The sequence below is a fragment of the Oscillibacter valericigenes genome, assembly GCF_016902445.1.
Lineage (GTDB): Bacteria > Bacillota > Clostridia > Oscillospirales > Oscillospiraceae > Oscillibacter > Oscillibacter avistercoris.
Genome location: NZ_JACSNX010000009.1, coordinates 31,144 through 48,982, shown reverse-complemented (window position 1 = coordinate 48,982; position 17,839 = coordinate 31,144). Strand labels below are relative to the sequence as shown.

The following is a 17,839-nucleotide window of genomic DNA, read 5'->3' as shown; positions in this document are numbered from 1 at the left end:
TCTCTCACTGCTGCCACTCCACCTTTGCCCCAAGGCCGGCCTGGGGGTCAAAGGGGATGCGGACGTATCTGGCGAACTTGTCCGGGGCAAAGGTACTGGCGTAGACGAAGCGGTGCTCCTCCATCAGGGCCGCCTCGTCCACGTCTCCCGCCGCCCAGTACAGGGTCTTGTAGGGCACGCCGAACATCTCCGTGTCGTACCCGGCGGTCCGGGCGCCGCTGCGGGCGTAGAAGCCCAGCCGCCGCTCCGCCATGGCGGGATCCGGGGCGTACCGGGGGATCTCGCTCTCCCCGAAGATCACGGTGTCCCCCTCCGTCTCCCGGAGCTTCTCCAAAATCACAGAGCCCAGGCCGCCGTTCCGGCGGTCGGAGGCCACGCACAGGTAGTCCAGCAGGGCCCAGCCGGGGTGTCCCAGCCACAAAAACGCCTCGCCGGCGATGTCGTCTCCGTCAAACAGGCACCAGGGGCGGTACCGCCCGGCGGCCCACATCTCCTCGATATTCCGCAGGGGCTTCAGCTCCGCGGCGGGAAACGACGCCCGCAGGTCCCGGTCATAGACCGTCCGCAGCTGCTCCAGTGTCGGGATCCTCAGTTCCATTTGCAAACTCCTTCGTCATGATGATGGCATCCTCTTTCGGATGCTCGTAATAGTTTTTCCGCCGGCCCATGCTGCGGAAGCCCCGGCTGCCGTACAGGGCGATGGCCCCGTAGTTGGACGCCCGGACCTCCAGCGTCAGAAACGCAAGACGGTGGGCCTGGGCAAAGTCCAGGAACACCTGCAGCAGCTTCTGGGCGATGCCGTTGCGGCGGCACTCCGGCCGCACGGCCACATTGGTGATGTATCCCTCGTCCAGCACCACCAGCAGCCCGGCGTAGCCCACCACGTGGTCCTCATCATCCAGGGCCACCAGGAAGGCGGCGCAGTCGTTCTGCAGTTCCTCCACCAGCATGTTCCGGGACCAGGGGGTGGTGAAGCAGATCCGCTCCAGCTCCGCCACCTCGTCCACGTGGTCCCCGGTCATGGGGACGATGCGCACGTGCATCTGTTCTCTCATGGTTCTCTCTCCTTTTCTGTGGCCGCCGCCTGTTTCAGGATCTGCTCCGCCGTCTCCCGGGGCGTCAGGTCTGTCACATCCAGCCGGCGGACGTCCAGGGCCTCGTACAGCGGCAGATAGGCAAGGCTCCGATCCAGCACATCCGGCGTCCGCTTCCCGGCCCGGATGTCTCCCTCCAGCCGGGACCGCAGGGCCTCCGGCGTACAGACCAGGAAGACGGCCCGCAGGGCATACGGCTCCGTCAGGCGGCGGAGCAGATCTGCCCAGATCTCCCGCCGGTGCAGGACCCAGCAGAAGATCACATGGTCATAGGCAGAGCAGCGGAGGAAATTATCCAGAAGAAAGGAGATGTTCTCCAGCACCATCTCCCGGGTCTCCTCCGTCGCCTGAAAGGGATGGGCGTCCCAGCACCAGTCCCCGTCCAGGAACACGCTGCGGTCCAGCAGCTGCTGCAGCTGGCGGCAGGCGGCGGTCTTGCCCACGCCCATGGGGCCGCCGATCACATACAGGCGCTTCATGTGCCCGCCTCCGCCGCGCCGTCCGCCCAGGCCTGGAGGCGGGAGAAAAACCGCCCCACATGGAAGCCGTCCGTGACGCCGTGGTGGACCTGCCCAGCCAGGGGCAGCAGGGCGGTGATGTCCACATCCGCCGTCATGCTGTACCAGCAGGGCACGTCCCGGTGGTAGTGCTCAAAATACGAGCGGCGGGGCCAGGCGTCGTAGTCGATCCTGCAAAATCCCATCAGCCCTTGGCCTCCAGCCAGTTTTTGCCCCAGTGGGCGTCCGCCGTCAGGGGGACGGTCAGGCCCACCACGTTTTCCATCTCCGCCTTCAAAAGCGCCGCCGCCCGCTCCGCCTGTGGCTCCGGGCACTCCACGATCAGTTCGTCGTGGACCTGGAGCACCAGCCGGGCCTCCGGCAGCTCGGCGCGCAGCCGCTTCCACACCGCCACCATGGCCAGCTTCATGATGTCCGCCGCCGTGCCCTGGATGGGCATGTTCAGCGCCACCCGCTCGCCGAAGGAGCGAAGGTTGAAGTTGGAGGACTTCAGCTCCGGCAGGTCCCGCCGGCGGTGGAACAGGGTCTCCACATACCCCTGCTCCCTGGCCCGCTCCACAATGGCGTCCATGTAGGTCCGGACGCCGGGGAAGGTGGCGAAGTACGCCTCCATATACGCCTTGGCCTCCGCCACGCTGACGCCGATGTCCTGGCTCAGGGAGAAGGCGGAGATGCCGTAGACGATGCCGAAGTTCACCGCCTTGGCCTGGCGGCGCATCTCGTGGGTCACCTGGTCCGGCGCCACGTGGAACACCTTGGCCGCCGTCTCCGCGTGGAAGTCCCCGCCGGAGAGGAAGGCCGCCTGCATGTCCCGGTCCCCGGAGATGTGGGCCAGCAGCCGCAGCTCGATCTGGGAGTAGTCCGCGTCCACCAGGACGCAGCCCTCCGCCGGGATGAACATTTTTCGGATCTCGCTGCCCAGGTCCGTACGGGTGGGGATGTTCTGGAGATTGGGCTCCGTGGAGCTCAGGCGGCCCGTGGCCGTCACCGTCATCTGGAAGGAAGTCCGCACCCGGCCGTCCGGGTCCATGGCCTTCAGCAGCCCATCGGCATAGGTGGATTTCAGCTTGGCGTACTGCCGGTACTCCAGCACCGCCCCCACAATGGGAGCCTCGTACCGGAGCTTTTCCAGCACGTCGGCGTTGGTGGACCAGCCGGTTTTCGTCTTTTTGCCGTGAGGCAGCCCCAGCTTGCCGAACAAAATCTCGCCCAGCTGCTTGGGGGAGTTGATGTTGAACTCCTCCCCCGCTAAATCATAGATCTGCTGTTCCAGCTCCGCGCTCCGGGCGGCCAGCAGGTCCCCGAAAGCCGCTAGGGCTTTGGCGTCCACCCGGCAGCCGGCGATCTCCATCTCCGCCAGCACCCGGCACAGGGGCAGCTCCGCCGTCTCATAGAGGTCCCACATCTGCTCCTCCCGCAGCCTAGGGGCCAGGGCGCCGTACAGGGCGTCCACGGCGGCGGCGTAGCTGTCGAAGCTGGCCTCCGCCGCCGCGGCGTCCCCCAGCAGGGAGAAGGCGTCCTTCTCCAAATACAGGGGCTTTGGCAGCTCCTCGTTGAAATAGGAGACGAACAGACGGGCGAGGTCATAGCTCCCCGCCGTGGCGTCCAGCAGGTAGGCGGCCAGGGCCGTGTCGAACACGAACCCCTCCGCCGGGAGGTGGTTCTCCAGCAGGGTCCGCATCAGGTCCTTTACGTTGTGGGAGACCTTGCGGATGTCCGCCGAGAACAGGGCGGTCAGCAATGCGTTCCAGTCCCCCTGGTACTTCTCGAAGAACAGCTCCGCCGTGACGCCGGTGTTCTCCCCGGTCCAGCAGACCACGGACAGGCCTGTCAGATCCGGCAATGCCAGCACCGCCACGTGGTCCGCCTGCCGCCACTGGGCCAGCAGGCGCTCCACCTGAGCCGGGTCCGTCACCTGCTCCACGGTCATGTCACAGCTGGGCTTCTCTGCGGTCACGGCCTCCGCCGGGGCCAGGCCGAACTTCTCGATGAGCTTGGTGAACTCCAGCTTCAAAAACAGCGGGTAGGCGTCCGGGCCAGGCTGCTGCCGCAGGTTGTCCTCCGGCCGGAACTCCAGGGGAGCGTCGGTGACGATGGTGGCCAGCCAATAGGACTCCCGGGCGCTTTTCTCCCCCTCCGCCAGCTTGCGGACAGCGGCGGGCTTGGCATCGATGTCCGGCATCCGGGCGTACAGGTTGTCGATGCTCTCGTACTGCTGGATCAGGGCCATGGCGGTCTTCTCCCCGATGCCGGGGACGCCGGGGATGTTGTCGGAGCTGTCCCCCATCAGGGCCTTCAGGTCGATCATGTGGATGGGAGCGAAGCCGTACTGCTCCCGGAAGGCGGCCTCCGTCATGTCACGGGTTACGGTCTGCCCCATGCGGGTGGACACCAGCTTCACCATGGTTCGGTCTGTGATGAGCTGCAGACTGTCCTTGTCGCCGGTGACCACCACGCAGTCCCAGCCGTCCGCCTCACACCGTCGGGAGATGGTGCCGATGAGGTCGTCGGCCTCCCAGCCCTCCAGCTCGTACCGGGGGATGCGCAGGGCGTCCAGCACCTCCTTCAGCACCGGCACCTGCATCCGCAGCTCCTCCGGCATGGGCTTGCGGGTGGCCTTGTAGGCCTCCGACGCCTGGTGGCGGAAGGTGGGGGCGTGGACGTCAAAGGTGACGCACAGGGCGTCCGGCGCTTCCTCCCCCTCCAGCCGGAGGAGGGTAGTGAGGAAGCCGAAGATGGCGTGGGTGTAGAGCCCGTCCCGTGTGGTGAGGGGGCGGATGCCGTAGTAGGCCCGATTCAGGATGCTGTTGCCGTCGATGACCATGAGCTTCATGGGAAGTCCCTCCTGCCCGCAGGCTGATTTTTCCATAGAGATATAGTATATCCCAAATCCAACGTTTTCGCAAGGCGGGTTTGCGCCGCCGGGCCGGCCCGGACGCCCCCCGTCCGGCAAAGCCGGAAACCCCGCCCCGCCGGCCTTGCAAAGGGCGGGCGGATATTGTATGATAGAAGCGAATAAAACGGCGCCGTTCCGGCGCCGGAGGGGGGCTTGTGTTATGGGTTTGTTTGACGATGACGATTTGGAACTGGATGAACTGCTTGACGCAGTCAAGAAATATCCGCCCTGCGTTGCGGAACTGACCGAGGCCAATGTCCAGGCCATCTTTGATCGGTGCTTGGCGAAAAAAGGCTGTGCAGAAACCTCATATAGCCATCTCTACCTCAAAGAATTGGGATATGAGCGGGAAGATACTGGGATCGCCTTTGACAGAAAAATCATACTGGAGAACCGGAGGAATATCGAATATCTGTTTGGTCAGCTTGGGGCGGTACATCACGGCCAACTGCAACTCAAAGAGGGAGATTTTTCTCTCTCTTATTCAGGAAAGAGCTGGACGGTCGAGAGAGCATCCATTATGCAGCTGATTTATTTGTCAGCGGCAAACGATATTAAGATTATCAACAAATTTATTGCCAAGTACCAGGAGACCCCGCTTTGCAAAGCAGTCACCCCCACCCTCTCCCCGAAGGACCCGGCCTTCCCGGCCTGGTGGGAGGAACACAAGGGGGAGTGGGAAGCATGACCCTGTAGGGGCGGACCTATGTGTCCGCCCGTCCGCCATCCCCCTGCCGGTTCCCCCCGGGCGGCAACTTGCCGCCCCTACGGCACAGAAGGGGCCGCTCCAGCATCGAGCAACGGGCCGACACACAGGTCGGCCCCTACGGCTTTTCATTCCTCATTCCTAACTCCTCATTCCTCATTGATTTTCTCTGCCGTTTGCGGCACAAGGAGGCACTATGGATCACCGTCCCTCTCACACCCTGCTGTTAAAGGCCGCCCGGGCCCTGGAGCTCCTCATCGCCGCCGTCATTCTGGTGGTGATCGTCTGCGCTGCCGGACTGCTCCTGTGGGAAACTGCCCGGACCCTGGTCCTCTCACCGGCGGACTTCGCTCTGGGGGACTTCCTCTCCGGCACGCTGCTGCTGGTGATGGGCATCGAGTTCGTGAAGATGCTGGCTCTCCACACCGCTGACGCGGTGGTGGACGTGCTGCTGTTCACCATCGTCCGGCAGATGATCGTCAACCACACCGACGCGGTGGAGACCCTGCTGGGCGTGGCCGCCGTGGCGGGGATCTTTGCCATCAAGAAGTTTCTGCAGACCAGGGAAGACACGGAATGAGTTAGGAATTAGGAATGAGGAATTTTGGCGTCCGGCGGAGCCGGACAAATTGAAATCGTTCCGCCTGCGGCGGAACACATCAATTCCTAACTCCTAATTCCTAACTCCTAATTTCCCCCAGCTTCTTCCGCAGTCTCTTGGCGATCCAGGCACCCGCCGTGCCGACAACGGCCCCTACCACGATGCCTCCCAGCACGTCGGTGGGCCAGTGGACGTACAGGTACAGCCGGGAGAAGGCGATGACCGACGCCAGCACCGCCGCCGGCTTCCACAGGGGGCTGCCGGAGGCCCACAGGGCGAACACCGCCGCGAAGGACGCCGCCGTGTGGCCCGAGGGGAACGAGGCGTCTGCGGGGGGCGCAGTCAGCAGCTCCACCGCCGTGTTCACCGCAAAGGGCCGGATGCGGCCCACCAGGGGCTTCAGGATCATGTTGCAGCAGATCAGGTCCAGGATCAGGGCGAAGGACACCGACACCCCCGTCCACCGGTGTTTTTTCCAGAACAGCAGCACCGCCGCCAGCAGGATCCAGATCTCCCCGTGGTCGCAGGTCCAGCTGATGACCGGCAGCACCGCATCCAGAAAGCCGCACCGCAGATGGGTCTGGATCCAGTCCAGCACCGCCAGCTCCGCCGTCTGCATGGCACCTCACACTCCTTCCTCCGGCAGCTCCGCCGGATGTCACTTGGGGCATCATACCATAATATTCCCACAGTGCGCAATGCCTTTCGCCATTTTCTTCTCCGATCTGCACAAATCTGCGGGACTGCTTCCATTTTTTTGGAAACAGGCGTTGACATCTCCGGGGGAACGTGATAGGATACCAATCAAAATTGGATCGCTCAGATAGAGGCGCGGCGTTCATCAGTACCGCTCCGGCAAGGCCAGGCAGCCGCCGGGTGGGAAAGGGTCCGCCGCCGAAGTGCCGGGACGATGCCTGTCCTTCCGGCGCTGGGTCGTCAGGGAATACCTGCCGGACTGTCACAAACCTTTGTGAAGCGCTATCGATGGCTGTTCGGGAGTGTCCCTCCGGGGCTTCTTTCCGTATTTTCCATGGACCGCTTGACAAAGCGGTCCATTTTTTGTTCACTCCTCTGCCAGCGGCGGGCGTGGGGCGGACACCGGAAACGCCGCGGAGATTTTTTGGAAAGGTGAATGAACATGAAGAGACTTCTGACCCTGCTGATGGCCCTGGCCATGACCGCATCCCTGGCCGCCTGCGGCGGCAGCACTGACACCGAGGACGGCGCGTCCTCCGACGAGACCACGGCTGTGTCCTCCGGCGTGGAGGACGGCGTGCTGACCATCGCCATGGAGTGCGCCTACGCCCCCTACAACTGGACCCAGAGCGACGATTCCAACGGCGCCGTGCCCATCAAGGACTCCACCGAGTACGCCAACGGCTACGACGTGATGATGGCCAAGAAGATCTGCGAGGCCAACGGCTGGGAGCTGGAGATCGTCCGCACCGACTGGGACTCCCTGGTGCCCGGCGTCCAGTCCGGCGTCTATGACGCCGTCATCGCCGGCCAGTCCATGACCGCCGACCGCATGGAGCAGGTGGACTTCGCGGGCCCCTACTACTACGCCTCCATCGTCTGCGTCACCAAGGCCGACAGCCCCTACGCCTCCGCCACCGGCATCAGCGACCTGTCCGGCGGCTCCTGCACCGCCCAGATCGCCACCATCTGGTATGACTCCATGCTGCCCCAGATCGAAGGTGCCCAGATCCAGCCCGCCGCCGAGACCGCGCCCGCCATGCTGATGGCCCTGGAGACCGGCACCGTGGACTTCATCTGCACCGACATGCCCACCGCCATGGGTGCCGTGGCCGCCTATCCCGACATGACCATCCTGGACTTCTCCGACAGCGACGACAACTTCGTGGCCGACGAGGGCGACATCAACATCGGCGTGTCCGTCATGAAGGGCAACACCGAGCTGAAGGACGCCATCGACAGCGTGCTCTCCACCATGACCGCGGACGACTTCAACGCCATGATGGACGAGGCCATTGCCATCCAGCCCCTGAGCGAGGGCTGAGGCTGATCCCGGCAATCACAGTCTGACTTTTCCCCGGAGCGGAAGGTGCCGGCGCGCCTTCCGCTCCGGGACGCATCGGAAGGCGGACGTCAGGTCACGCCCCCCTTCCGATGCGCCCCGGAACAGCGGGATTTTTACTGCAATCTATGAAATCTATTATTTATATAAGGAAGGGAGTCCTCCCCCATGGAACGATTCGCACAGCTGGGCGCCGACATCGTAAAGCTCTGGGAGCGAAGCGGCGGCGACTATCTCAACGGCATTCAGAACACCCTGATCCTGGCCATCGTGGCCACCATCATCGGCTGCATCATCGGCTTTGTATGCGGCGTCCTCAACACCATCCCCTGCGCCAAATCGGATCCCCTCGTCAAGCGCTTTCTCGTCAAGCTGATCCGGGTGATCGTGCGGGTCTATGTGGAGGTCTTCCGGGGCACACCCATGATGCTCCAGGCCGTGTTCATTTACTACGGCCTGCCCTACTTCACCAATAACACGGTCCAGTGGCCCAGCGTCTGGATGGCGGCCATCCTGGTGGTCTCCATCAACACCGGCGCCTATATGGCCGAGTCCGTCCGGGGCGGCATCATCTCCATCGACCCCGGCCAGACGGAGGGCGCCAAGGCCATCGGCATGACCCATGTGCAGACCATGACCAGCGTCATCCTGCCCCAGGCCCTGCGCAACATCATGCCCCAGATCGGCAACAACCTGATTATCAACATCAAGGACTCCTCGGTCATGTTCATCATCTCCTTCACGGAGTTCTTCGCTGCCCACCGGGGCGCGGTGGGAGCCACCTACCTCTACTTCCCCTCCGCCACCATCGAGATGGCAGGCTACCTGACCATGACCCTGATCGCCTCCTTTATCCTGCGCTGGGTGGAGAAGCGGATGGACGGCAGCGGCGACTACGAGCTGGTGACGGGGGACCCCCTGGTGATGGCCGCCGGCACCTACAGCCATCCTGACCGGGGCACGCCCTTCGACGAGCGGAGCCCGGAGGAACGGGATCGGATCCGCCAGGAACTGAAGCACGGCCGTACGAGAGGAGATCGCTGACATGGACGATATGATTTTGGAGATCCGGCATCTGAGCAAGTCCTTCGGCAGCCATGAGGTGCTGCGGGACATCGACTTCACTGTGAACAAGGGCGACGTCACCAGCATCATCGGCTCTTCCGGCTCCGGCAAGAGCACCCTGCTGCGGTGCATCAATCTGCTGGAGACGCCCACCAGCGGCGAGATCCTGTACCACGGGCAGAGCGTCACCGGCCCCAAGGTCAACGCACCGGAGTACCGCTCTCACGTGGGCATGGTGTTCCAGTCCTTCAACCTGTTCAACAATATGACCGTGCTGGAAAACTGCGTGGTGGGCCAGGTGAAGGTACTGAAAAAGGACCGGGAGACTGCCCGGAAAAATGCCATGCAGTATCTGGAGCAGGTGGGCATGGCCCCCTACATCAACGCCAAGCCCCGGCAGATCTCCGGCGGCCAGAAGCAGCGGGTGGCCATCGCCCGGGCCCTGGCCATGGAGCCGGAGGTGCTGCTGTTCGACGAGCCCACCTCCGCCCTGGACCCGGAGATGGTGGGTGAGGTCCTCTCCGTCATGCAGGATCTGGCACGGGCCGGCATGACCATGCTGGTGGTGACCCACGAGATGGCCTTTGCCCGGGATGTCAGCAGCCATGTGGTGTATATGAACCAGGGTATCATCTGTGAGGAGGGCACGCCGGAGCAGATCTTCGGCGACCCCCAGCGGCAGGAGACGAAGGACTTTCTCTCCCGGTTCCGCAAGAACTGAATCCGCCGGTTCCCGGAGGCGCTGCCTCCGGGAACTTTTTTTGCGGTTTTTTCCGGGATGTTGCGTCTACCACTTGTTCTTGTGGGAAAATTCGCCTACAATAACAATATCTTGTGTCTGGAGGGAACAACGCATGCACATTCACGGACTTCAGAAGCTGGCCATGGTGGACTATCCCGGAAAGCTGGCGGCCACGGTGTTCACCGGCGGGTGTGACCTGCGGTGCCCCTTCTGCCACAACGCCCTGCTGGTGACCCGGCTGGCGGAGACGCCGGAGATCCCGGAGCGGGAGGTGCTGGACTTTCTGTCCTCCCGGAAGGGGCTTTTGGACGGGGTGGTCCTCACCGGAGGGGAGCCGCTGCTCCAGCCGGACGCGGCAGAGTTCCTGCAAGCTGTCCGGGAACTGGGCTTTGCCGTAAAGCTGGACACCAACGGCTGCCACCCGGCGGCCCTGGCGGAGATCCTGGAGGCGGGCCTGGCGGACTATGTGGCCATGGACGTGAAGAACAGCCGGGCGCGGTACGCCGAGACCGTGGGGGTGCCGGGCTTCGACCTCTCGCCGGTGGAGGAGAGCGTCCGGCTGCTGCGGGAGAGCGGCGTGGACTGCGAATTCCGCACCACCCTGGTGCGGGAGCTCCACCGGCCGGAGGATCTGGACGACATCGCGGTCTGGCTGGAGGGGGCGCCCAAATACTTCCTGCAGAATTTCGTGGATTCCGGCAACCTCATCGGCCGGGGATACCACGGCTTTTCCCCGGAGGAACTGCGGGCGTTCGCTGACCGGGTAAGGCCCCATTTCGGCTGCGTGGCGCTGCGGGGCGTGGAGTAGCTCTCTGCGATTTTCAGCGTTTTCACAGATTTTTTACCCAAGATATAGTGGTTCTCCTAATTGACACCACCACAGGAAGTGGTAAAATGGTAGGTACAGGGCGCGCGGGCGCCCATTCGTCTGTACGCGGATCGGGATCGGTCGCATTCGATTTTTTATAGAGAAAGCAGGGGTTTCATGTATCAGGTCGTCAAGCGGGATGGGAAGATCGCCTCTTTCGACATCTCCAAGATCAGCACCGCCATCACCAAGGCCTTCGAGGCCACCGGGAAGGAGTACAACCCGGACATCATCGATTTCCTTGCCCTGAAGGTCACGGCAGACTACCAGGACAAGATCCGCGACGGCAAGATCACCGTGGAGGACATCCAGGACAGCGTGGAGAGCGTGCTGGGCCGGGCCGGCTATGAGGACGTGGCCAAGGCCTACATCCTCTACCGCAAGCAGCGGGAGAAGATCCGCAATCTCCACTCCACCATGCTGGACTACAAGGAGCTGGTGGACAACTACCTGCAGATCAACGACTGGCGGGTGAAGGAGAACTCCACCGTCACCTACTCCGTGGGCGGACTGATCCTGTCCAACTCCGGCGCCATCACTGCCAACTACTGGCTCAGCGAGATCTATGACCAGGAGATCGCCGACGCCCACAAGAGCGGCGACCTCCATCTCCACGACCTGTCCATGCTCACCGGCTACTGCGCCGGGTGGAGCTTGAAGCAGCTGATCCAGCAGGGCCTGGGCATCCCCGGCAAGATCAACTCCACCCCGGCCAGCCACCTGTCCACCCTCTGCAACCAGATGGTGAACTTCCTGGGCATCATGCAGAACGAGTGGGCCGGCGCCCAGGCGTTTTCTTCCTTTGACACCTACCTGGCCCCCTTCGTCAAGGTGGACAACCTCTCCCAGAAAGAGGTCAAGCAGTGCATCCAGTCCTTTGTGTTCGGCGTGAACACCCCCAGCCGCTGGGGCACCCAGGCGCCGTTCTCCAACATCACCCTGGACTGGACGGTGCCCAAGGACCTGGAGAACCTGCCGGCCATCGTGGGCGGCAGGGAGCAGGACTTCACCTACGGCGACTGCAAGAAGGAAATGGACATGGTGAACAAGGCGTTCATCGAGATCATGACCGAGGGCGACGCCGACGGCCGGGGCTTCCAGTACCCCATCCCTACCTACTCCATCACCCGGGACTTCGACTGGTCCGACACGGAGAACAACCGGCTGCTGTTCGAGATGACCGCCAAGTACGGCACCCCCTACTTCTCCAACTACATCAACTCCGACATGGAGCCCAGTGACGTGCGCAGTATGTGCTGCCGCCTGCGGCTGGACCTGCGGGAGCTGCGGAAGAAGTCCGGCGGCTACTTCGGCTCCGGCGAGTCCACCGGGTCCGTGGGCGTGGTGACCATCAATCTGCCCCGGATCGCCTATCTGAGCCAGACGCCGGAGGAATTCTATCAGCGGCTGGACCACATGATGGACATTGCCGCCCGGAGCCTGAAGGTGAAGCGGACCGTCATCACCAAGCTGATGGACGCGGGCCTGTACCCCTATACGAAATACTACCTGGGCACCTTTGACAACCACTTCTCCACCATCGGCCTCATCGGCATGAACGAGGTGGGCCTGAATGCCAAGTGGCTGCGGAAGGACCTGACCCATCCGGAGACCCAGCAGTTCGCGAAAGACGTGCTGAACCACATGCGGGAGCGGCTGCGGGACTATCAGGAGGAGTACGGCGACCTGTACAATCTGGAGGCCACCCCGGCGGAGTCCACCACCTACCGGCTGGCCAAGCACGACGTGGCGCTGTATCCCGATATCATCACCGCCGCCAAGAATCCCGGCGACACGCCCTACTACACCAACTCCTCCCATCTGCCGGTGGGCTACACCAACGACATCTTCGAGGCCCTGGCCATCCAGGACGACCTGCAGACTCTGTACACCTCCGGCACCGTGTTCCATGCCTTCCTGGGCGAGAAGCTGCCGGACTGGAAGGCCGCCGCCAACCTGGTGCGGAAGATCGCGGAGAACTTCAAGCTCCCCTACTACACCATGTCCCCCACCTACTCCATCTGCCCGGACCACGGCTACCTCTCCGGCGAGCACTTCACCTGTCCCAAATGCGGACAGAAATGCGAGGTGTGGAGCCGTATCACCGGCTATTACCGCCCGGTGCAGAACTGGAACGACGGCAAGGTCCAGGAGTTCAAGGACCGGAGAGAGTACGAGGTGGAGAACTCCCGCCTGGAGGGCCGCCGTCTCTGCGACCGGGAGTCCGTGACGGAGCCCGCCGCAGGCACCGCCCCCACCTCCCCGGCAGAGAGCGGGCAGGACGGGCTGTTCCTCTTCACCACCAAGACCTGCCCCAACTGCAAGATCGCCAGGAGCGAGCTGGAGAAGGCGGGTCTCACCTACCAGGTGATGGACGTCAGCGAGCACATGGACCTGGTGAGCCAATACGGCATCCAGCAGGCCCCCACTCTGATCGTCCGCCACGGGGATCAGGTGGAAAAGCTGGTGAACGCCTCCACCATCAAGAAGTTCGCCAGCCAGAGCAAGTAAGCACCGGAACAAACAACCAAAAAGGAGGGACTCCAAGTCCCTCCTTTTTCATCCCACTCATCCTATACAAGTGAGGTCATCACCATGGAACCCTATTTCGACATCGTCATCGTGGGCGGCGGCCCGGCCGGGCTCACCGCCGCCATCTATGCCCGCCGGGCCGGAAAGTCCGTGCTGCTGCTGGAAAAGGAGAGCTTCGGCGGGCAGATCGCCTCTGCCCCCAAGGTGGAGAATTTTCCGGGCCTGCCCGCTGTCTCCGGTGCAGAGCTGGCGGACCGCCTGTACGGCCAGGCGGAGTCCCTGGGGGCCCGGATCGAACTGGAGGAGGTGCTGGAGATCCGGGACGGCACGCCCAAACGGGTGGTCACGGACTATGGAGCCTACGGCGCGGGCGCCGTGATCCTGGCCGTTGGGATGCGCCGCCGGACGCTGGGCCTTCCCGGTGAGGATGGTCTGGCGGGGATCTCCTACTGTGCGGTGTGCGACGGGGCCTTTTACGCCGGACAGGACGCGGCCGTGGCCGGCGGCGGCAACACCGCCTTTCAGGACGCCCTGTATCTGGCGGACATCTGCCGCCATGTGACGCTGATCCACCGGCGGGATTCCTTCCGGGCGGATCCCATCCTGGTGGCGCAGGCGGCGGAGCGGGGGAACCTCACCCTGCTTCCCTCCACCGTGGTGGAGGGGCTGGAGAGCGCAGGGGGGCGCCTCTCCGGTCTGATGCTGCGGAACACCGAGACCGGGGAAGCGTCCCATCTGCCGGTCTCCGCTCTGTTCCAGGCAGTGGGCCAGCTGCCGGAGAGCCGGCTGGCCCAGTCCCTGGGGATCCCCGTGGACGGGGCAGGCTTCATCGCCGCCGGGGAGAACTGCGCCACGCCAGTGCCCGGCGTGTTCGCGGCCGGAGACATCCGGGCCAAAGGCGTCCGCCAGCTGACCACCGCCTGCGCCGACGGCGCTGTGGCGGCCCTGGCCGCCTGCCGGATCTGCAGCCAGCGGGCCTGAGTTCCGATCCAAAAAGAGACGGCCGCCGGAGTTCCGGCGGCCGTCTCTCTTTGGAGATCTATCTGATGGCGAACGTGGCGGAGACTGTGGCGGGCTGATCGCCCAGCGTGCCGCTTTTGCTGACGCAGTATGTCCCCTGCGGCAAAACACCGGCCCACTCCATATCTCCCCAGTGGAGCGTGAGCTCCCGGCTCTCTCCGGGCCCCAGTGTGTAGAGGATGGCGATGGACGCCGCCTCTTCGTTCATCTCATACCAGCCCCCGTTCACCTGCCGGTAGAGGCCGTATGCCGCACCATAGGAAAACGCCGCCTCCGTCTCGTTTTTCAGCAGGAGCGTGGCCCCGGTGGTGGAGCACTGCCGCAATTCCAGCGTCAGGCCCTCCGGTGCCGCCGGCAGGGAGACCGCCGCCATCCCGCTTTGGAACAGGCACTCTGTCAAAACCCCCAGTTCCTCCTGGGAAACGGCCGCATCCGGCCGCAGCTCCACGGCGCTGCCGGAGTACCACAGGCCGTTGTGGACCGCCCAGCAGACCGCCTCCCGGCTCCAGCCCGGGACCGTATCTGCGTCCCGATAGCCGGAAAGGTCCCGGCTGGATCCGCCCTCCAGCGGCAGGTCCGTGGTCTGGGCATAGCGGTACAGCATCACCGCCGCCTGCTGCCGGGTCACCGGGGCAGAGGGGCGGAAGGCTCCTCCGGCATAGCCGCCGGCGATCCCGCTGGCCTTGGCCCAGCACAGCGCCTCAAAATACGGGGACCAGGAGCCCACGTCCCGGAAGGGCGCGGCGCTGCCCTCGCTGACCACCGGCGTGCCGCCGTTGGCCACATGGGCATCATACAGCGCGTCCACGAATGCGCCGCGGCTCACCTCTGCTGTCCCGGCGGATGGTTCCACCGCTCCCGCAGTGCTTGCCAGCAGCAGGCAGGCACACAGGCACATGATCCAACTGTTCAAGATCCGACGTCCCATTGGCGTCACACTCCCCCTTGATGATTTTTCCGATCTGTCTATATGACGGTTTTTCTGCCGGTTTTGTTTCATGCCGGCGGGATTTTTTTCTCCGGTGCATTCACGCCAGGCCGTTGACGACGCTGTCCGGCCGCTCCCCTGCCGCCAGGCGCTGGGCATTGCGCCACATGTGGGCATGGGCCCGGCGGAAGGACGCCTCGGTGATGCCGCCCAGATGGGGCGCCAGGACCACCCTCCGCTGGATCTCCGGCGGCAGGGTCACCAGGGGATGGTCCGCCGGCACCGGCTCCGGGGCCAGGGTGTCCAGCCCCGCGCCGGCGATGCGGCCCTCCGTCAGGGCCCGCCGCAGGGCGTCGTTGTCCACCAGGTCCCCCCGGGCGGTGTTGATGAGGTACGCTGTGGGCTTCATCCGCCTCAGCAGGGCGTCGTCCACCATGCCCCGGGTCTCATCATTGACAGCGCAGTGGAGGCTGACGATGTCGCTCCTCTCCGCCAGCTCCTCCAGGGGCAGGTAGGTGATGCCGTACTTCCGCTCCTCCTCCGGCGTCCGGCGGTGCTTGGTGTAGTAGTACAGCTCACAGCCGAAGGGGGCCAGCCGCTCCGCCGCGGCCCGGGCGATGTCGCCGAAGCCCACCAGGCCGACCTTGCAGGCGGAGAGCTCCGTGAGTCCCTCCACCATGCACCGCTCCTTCATCTCCATCTGCCGCCCCTCCCGGACGGCCCGGTCCCCCTCCAGCGCACGGCGCAGGAGCATCAGCATCAGCAGGATGGCCTGCTCTGCCACGGCACCGGCGTTGCAGCCCTTGTTGTTGCAAACATAGATGCCCCGGTCTCTGGCGGCTGCCAGATCGATGCGGTCAAAGGCGACACCCTCCGAATGGACCATCCGCAGGCTGGGCATCCGCTCCATCAGGGCACCGGACACCGGCGTGATGGCGTCTACGAACAGCACCTCCGCGCCGCCGCCGGCGGCAAGGATCGTGTCCTCCGTGCTGTCCTTGTCCAAAAACACCAGCTCCTGCCGGCCGATAAACGGCATGTCGGGCTGATAGGCCCGGTAACGGGCCTCCGTGCCCAGGATCAGGATCTTCACAGGCGTGCCTCCTTTTCTCATTTGCATCCATTATAACATCCCCCAGCCGGTTGTCCACGGTGAAATCCCACGAAAAACTGCCGGCCCGGACGGCCTGCTCCCGTGCTTCCCGCCATCGACGGCAGACTGGATATGCAGAGGGAAAAAAGCCGGGCGGAATCTGTCAAATCTGCCAGTTGCGGCTGGAGGCAAAATTCGCTACAATGGGTATGACTTTTGTGGTATTACCTATTTTCTCTCAGAAAGAGGTGTCACTATGAGCGGTCAGCCGACACAGACCAAGACGATCCGCTCCCAGCTCCTTGCCGACATGAAGGACGGTCCCTACGCCGCCTGCGAACGCCTGCCCCGGGAGAGCGTTCTGGCGGAAAAGCTGGGCATCAGCCGCACCCAGCTGCGGGACATCCTGGCCTCTCTGGAGCGGGAGGGCTTCATCACCCGCCGCCACGGGGTGGGCACCATCATCAACCGCCACGTGCTGAACGTCCAGACCCGCATGGATATCGAGGTGGAGTTCCTGGACATGATCCGCCAGAGCGGCCACGAGCCGGCGGTGGCCTTTGTCCGGGTGGCGGACGGCACGGCGGACGCCAAGATCGCCGCCCAGCTCCGCATTCCGGAAGGTACGCCCATCATCCGCATCGCCCGGCTGTGCACTGCCGACGGCAGGCCCGCCATCTATTGCGAGGACGTGGTGGAGAAGGCCCTGGCCAAGGGGAACTATACCATCCAGGACTTCAAGCTGCCCATCTTCCACTTCCTCCAGCGATTCTGCGGCATCTATCCCTATCTGGACCTGACGGACGTACGGCCCGCTGCTGCGGACGCATCCCTGGCGGAGATCTTTCAGGTCCCCATGGGTACGCCTCTGCTGAACATGGATGAGGTGGACTATGACATTGACGGCCGGCCGGTATTCTGCTCCAACGAGTACTTCGTGGACGGCATCTTCCGCCACACGGTGATGCGGAAGAAACTCTGAGCCGGAAAGGAGCGTCCTGTATGAAAAAAGTCGCTGTCATCATGGGGTCGGATTCCGACTGGCCCGTGGTCCAGGGGGCCTGCGCACAGCTGGCCGCCCTGGAGATCCCCTATGAGGCACATATCCTCAGCGCCCACCGGACCCCCGCCCAAGCGGCAGACTTCGCCGCCAATGCCCGGGCCAACGGCTTCGGGGTGCTGATCTGTGCCGCCGGCATGGCGGCGCATCTGGCGGGGGCCTTTGCCGCCAACACCACCCTGCCGGTCATCGGCATTCCCATGAAAGGCGGCGCCCTGGACGGGCTGGATGCCCTGCTGTCCACCGTTCAGATGCCCAGCGGCATCCCGGTGGCTGCCGTGGCCCTGAACGGAGCCAAAAACGCCGCTGTCCTGGCCGCACAGATCCTGGCGGTGGAGGACGGCGCCCTGGCGGCGCGCCTGGATGCAGAACGCCGGAAGATGGCGGAGCAGATCGCCGCCAAGGATGCCAAGCTCCAGGGTGAACTCCTGACATAGCGCCCCTCCGGAACGCGGAGCTGCGCCAGCGGCCCCCGCTTCCGGATTTTCCGTCCCAAACCGTTCAGTTTTTCTAATCGGTCTAATAGATGTATTCACATTTCCTAATGGCATAGAGCCGGGCCGACACAGAACAGATAAGAGGGAAGAGATAAAAGATAAGAGATTTGGTGTCCGGCGGAGCCGGGCGATTTCAAATCGTTCCGCCTGCGGCGGAACCCATCAACTCCTATCTCCACTC

General features: G+C 63.9%; 17 protein-coding genes, 2 pseudogenes and 1 riboswitch. Of the genes and pseudogenes, 10 read left to right on the top strand and 9 right to left on the bottom strand.

Translation table 11 applies throughout. The annotated features are described in order from the left end of the window. Positions 1-4: 4 nt before the first annotated feature. The 6 genes and pseudogenes from H9X91_RS07890 to polA form a co-directional block, all read right to left on the bottom strand. Entirely contained in the window at positions 5-598 is a 594-nt protein-coding gene (locus tag H9X91_RS07890) for a GNAT family N-acetyltransferase (RefSeq protein WP_204804117.1), read from the bottom strand. Next, complete coding sequence (gene rimI, locus H9X91_RS07885) at positions 552-1,055, bottom strand: ribosomal protein S18-alanine N-acetyltransferase (protein ID WP_204804116.1); 504 nt, start codon at positions 1,053-1,055, stop codon at positions 552-554. The genes H9X91_RS07890 and rimI overlap by 47 nt, the downstream gene beginning before the upstream one ends. Next, positions 1,052-1,573, bottom strand: a complete 522-nt coding sequence (locus H9X91_RS07880) for an AAA family ATPase (protein WP_204804115.1) — start codon at positions 1,571-1,573, stop codon at positions 1,052-1,054. Before H9X91_RS07880 ends, rimI begins: the two co-directional genes overlap by 4 nt. Then, positions 1,570-1,683 (bottom strand): annotated as a pseudogene (locus H9X91_RS14375) (CatA-like O-acetyltransferase); the annotation flags it as partial. The pseudogene H9X91_RS14375 and the gene H9X91_RS07880, both read right to left, overlap by 4 nt. A gap of 6 nt (positions 1,684-1,689) precedes the next feature. Beyond that, positions 1,690-1,797, bottom strand: a pseudogene (locus tag H9X91_RS14615) (CatA-like O-acetyltransferase); the annotation flags it as partial. Next, positions 1,797-4,445 carry a DNA polymerase I gene (polA, locus tag H9X91_RS07870; protein ID WP_204804112.1) on the bottom strand — a complete coding sequence of 883 codons (2,649 nt, stop codon included), beginning with the start codon at positions 4,443-4,445 and terminating at the stop codon, positions 1,797-1,799. The pseudogene H9X91_RS14615 and the gene polA, both read right to left, overlap by 1 nt. Before the next feature lie 223 nt (positions 4,446-4,668). Here polA and H9X91_RS07865 point away from each other — a divergent pair, with 223 nt between their 5' ends. Both H9X91_RS07865 and H9X91_RS07860 read left to right on the top strand, forming a co-directional pair. Next, positions 4,669-5,196 carry a hypothetical protein gene (locus H9X91_RS07865; protein WP_204804111.1) on the top strand — a complete coding sequence of 176 codons (528 nt, stop codon included), beginning with the start codon at positions 4,669-4,671 and terminating at the stop codon, positions 5,194-5,196. A 214-nt stretch (positions 5,197-5,410) separates the two neighbouring features. Then, positions 5,411-5,794, top strand: coding sequence for a transporter (locus H9X91_RS07860; RefSeq protein WP_204804110.1), 384 nt, complete (start codon positions 5,411-5,413; stop codon positions 5,792-5,794). A gap of 100 nt (positions 5,795-5,894) precedes the next feature. On the opposite strand, the gene H9X91_RS07855 is transcribed toward H9X91_RS07860, so the two are convergent. Beyond that, the gene (locus H9X91_RS07855) at positions 5,895-6,434 is read right to left on the bottom strand and encodes a phosphatase PAP2 family protein (protein WP_204804109.1); all 540 of its coding nucleotides are present in this window, start codon (positions 6,432-6,434) and stop codon (positions 5,895-5,897) included. A 197-nt stretch (positions 6,435-6,631) separates the two neighbouring features. Next, positions 6,632-6,804, top strand: a riboswitch (Lysine riboswitch). A gap of 149 nt (positions 6,805-6,953) precedes the next feature. Here H9X91_RS07855 and H9X91_RS07850 point away from each other — a divergent pair. From H9X91_RS07850 to H9X91_RS07825, 6 genes are all read left to right on the top strand, one after another. Then, the gene (locus H9X91_RS07850) at positions 6,954-7,835 is read left to right on the top strand and encodes a transporter substrate-binding domain-containing protein (RefSeq protein ID WP_204804108.1); all 882 of its coding nucleotides are present in this window, start codon (positions 6,954-6,956) and stop codon (positions 7,833-7,835) included. Positions 7,836-8,021: 186 nt separating this feature from the next. After that, a complete protein-coding gene (locus H9X91_RS07845; protein WP_204804107.1) occupies positions 8,022-8,897 on the top strand; it encodes an amino acid ABC transporter permease in 876 nt (291 codons plus the stop codon). Between the two features lies 1 nt (position 8,898). Next, a complete protein-coding gene (locus H9X91_RS07840) occupies positions 8,899-9,639 on the top strand; it encodes an amino acid ABC transporter ATP-binding protein (protein WP_207754359.1) in 741 nt (246 codons plus the stop codon). A 133-nt stretch (positions 9,640-9,772) separates the two neighbouring features. Further along, positions 9,773-10,468 carry an anaerobic ribonucleoside-triphosphate reductase activating protein gene (locus H9X91_RS07835; protein WP_204804106.1) on the top strand — a complete coding sequence of 232 codons (696 nt, stop codon included), beginning with the start codon at positions 9,773-9,775 and terminating at the stop codon, positions 10,466-10,468. A gap of 177 nt (positions 10,469-10,645) precedes the next feature. Then, positions 10,646-13,039: a ribonucleoside triphosphate reductase gene (locus H9X91_RS07830; protein ID WP_204804105.1), complete on the top strand. Its 2,394-nt coding sequence runs from the start codon at positions 10,646-10,648 to the stop codon at positions 13,037-13,039. An 84-nt stretch (positions 13,040-13,123) separates the two neighbouring features. Further along, positions 13,124-14,041 (top strand): NAD(P)/FAD-dependent oxidoreductase, encoded by a 918-nt coding sequence (locus tag H9X91_RS07825; protein WP_204804103.1) that lies wholly within the window; start codon positions 13,124-13,126, stop codon positions 14,039-14,041. A gap of 58 nt (positions 14,042-14,099) precedes the next feature. On the opposite strand, the gene H9X91_RS07820 is transcribed toward H9X91_RS07825, so the two are convergent. Beyond that, complete coding sequence (locus H9X91_RS07820; protein ID WP_204804101.1) at positions 14,100-15,008, bottom strand: S-layer homology domain-containing protein; 909 nt, start codon at positions 15,006-15,008, stop codon at positions 14,100-14,102. Between the two features lie 100 nt (positions 15,009-15,108). Then, entirely contained in the window at positions 15,109-16,101 is a 993-nt protein-coding gene (locus H9X91_RS07815; protein WP_204804099.1) for an NAD(P)-dependent oxidoreductase, read from the bottom strand. A 256-nt stretch (positions 16,102-16,357) separates the two neighbouring features. Between H9X91_RS07815 and H9X91_RS07810 the strand changes: the two genes are divergently transcribed. Both H9X91_RS07810 and purE read left to right on the top strand, forming a co-directional pair. Beyond that, complete coding sequence (locus H9X91_RS07810) at positions 16,358-17,083, top strand: GntR family transcriptional regulator (protein WP_204804098.1); 726 nt, start codon at positions 16,358-16,360, stop codon at positions 17,081-17,083. Positions 17,084-17,103: 20 nt separating this feature from the next. Beyond that, positions 17,104-17,598, top strand: coding sequence for a 5-(carboxyamino)imidazole ribonucleotide mutase (gene purE, locus H9X91_RS07805; protein WP_204804097.1), 495 nt, complete (start codon positions 17,104-17,106; stop codon positions 17,596-17,598). The last annotated feature ends 241 nt before the right edge of the window (positions 17,599-17,839 follow it).

Coding starts and splice junctions, on each gene's coding strand:
- H9X91_RS07835 (WP_204804106.1), top strand. CDS start 9,773: ATGCACATTCACGGACTTCAGAAGCTGGCCATGGTGGACTATCCCGGA.
- H9X91_RS07820 (WP_204804101.1), bottom strand. CDS start 15,008: ATGGGACGTCGGATCTTGAACAGTTGGATCATGTGCCTGTGTGCCTGC.
- H9X91_RS07855 (WP_204804109.1), bottom strand. CDS start 6,434: ATGCAGACGGCGGAGCTGGCGGTGCTGGACTGGATCCAGACCCATCTG.
- H9X91_RS07850 (WP_204804108.1), top strand. CDS start 6,954: ATGAAGAGACTTCTGACCCTGCTGATGGCCCTGGCCATGACCGCATCC.
- H9X91_RS07865 (WP_204804111.1), top strand. CDS start 4,669: ATGGGTTTGTTTGACGATGACGATTTGGAACTGGATGAACTGCTTGAC.
- H9X91_RS07825 (WP_204804103.1), top strand. CDS start 13,124: ATGGAACCCTATTTCGACATCGTCATCGTGGGCGGCGGCCCGGCCGGG.
- H9X91_RS07840 (WP_207754359.1), top strand. CDS start 8,899: ATGGACGATATGATTTTGGAGATCCGGCATCTGAGCAAGTCCTTCGGC.
- H9X91_RS07845 (WP_204804107.1), top strand. CDS start 8,022: ATGGAACGATTCGCACAGCTGGGCGCCGACATCGTAAAGCTCTGGGAG.
- H9X91_RS07880 (WP_204804115.1), bottom strand. CDS start 1,573: ATGAAGCGCCTGTATGTGATCGGCGGCCCCATGGGCGTGGGCAAGACC.
- H9X91_RS07830 (WP_204804105.1), top strand. CDS start 10,646: ATGTATCAGGTCGTCAAGCGGGATGGGAAGATCGCCTCTTTCGACATC.
- H9X91_RS07890 (WP_204804117.1), bottom strand. CDS start 598: ATGGAACTGAGGATCCCGACACTGGAGCAGCTGCGGACGGTCTATGAC.
- H9X91_RS07810 (WP_204804098.1), top strand. CDS start 16,358: ATGAGCGGTCAGCCGACACAGACCAAGACGATCCGCTCCCAGCTCCTT.
- rimI (WP_204804116.1), bottom strand. CDS start 1,055: ATGAGAGAACAGATGCACGTGCGCATCGTCCCCATGACCGGGGACCAC.
- H9X91_RS07860 (WP_204804110.1), top strand. CDS start 5,411: ATGGATCACCGTCCCTCTCACACCCTGCTGTTAAAGGCCGCCCGGGCC.
- purE (WP_204804097.1), top strand. CDS start 17,104: ATGAAAAAAGTCGCTGTCATCATGGGGTCGGATTCCGACTGGCCCGTG.
- polA (WP_204804112.1), bottom strand. CDS start 4,445: ATGAAGCTCATGGTCATCGACGGCAACAGCATCCTGAATCGGGCCTAC.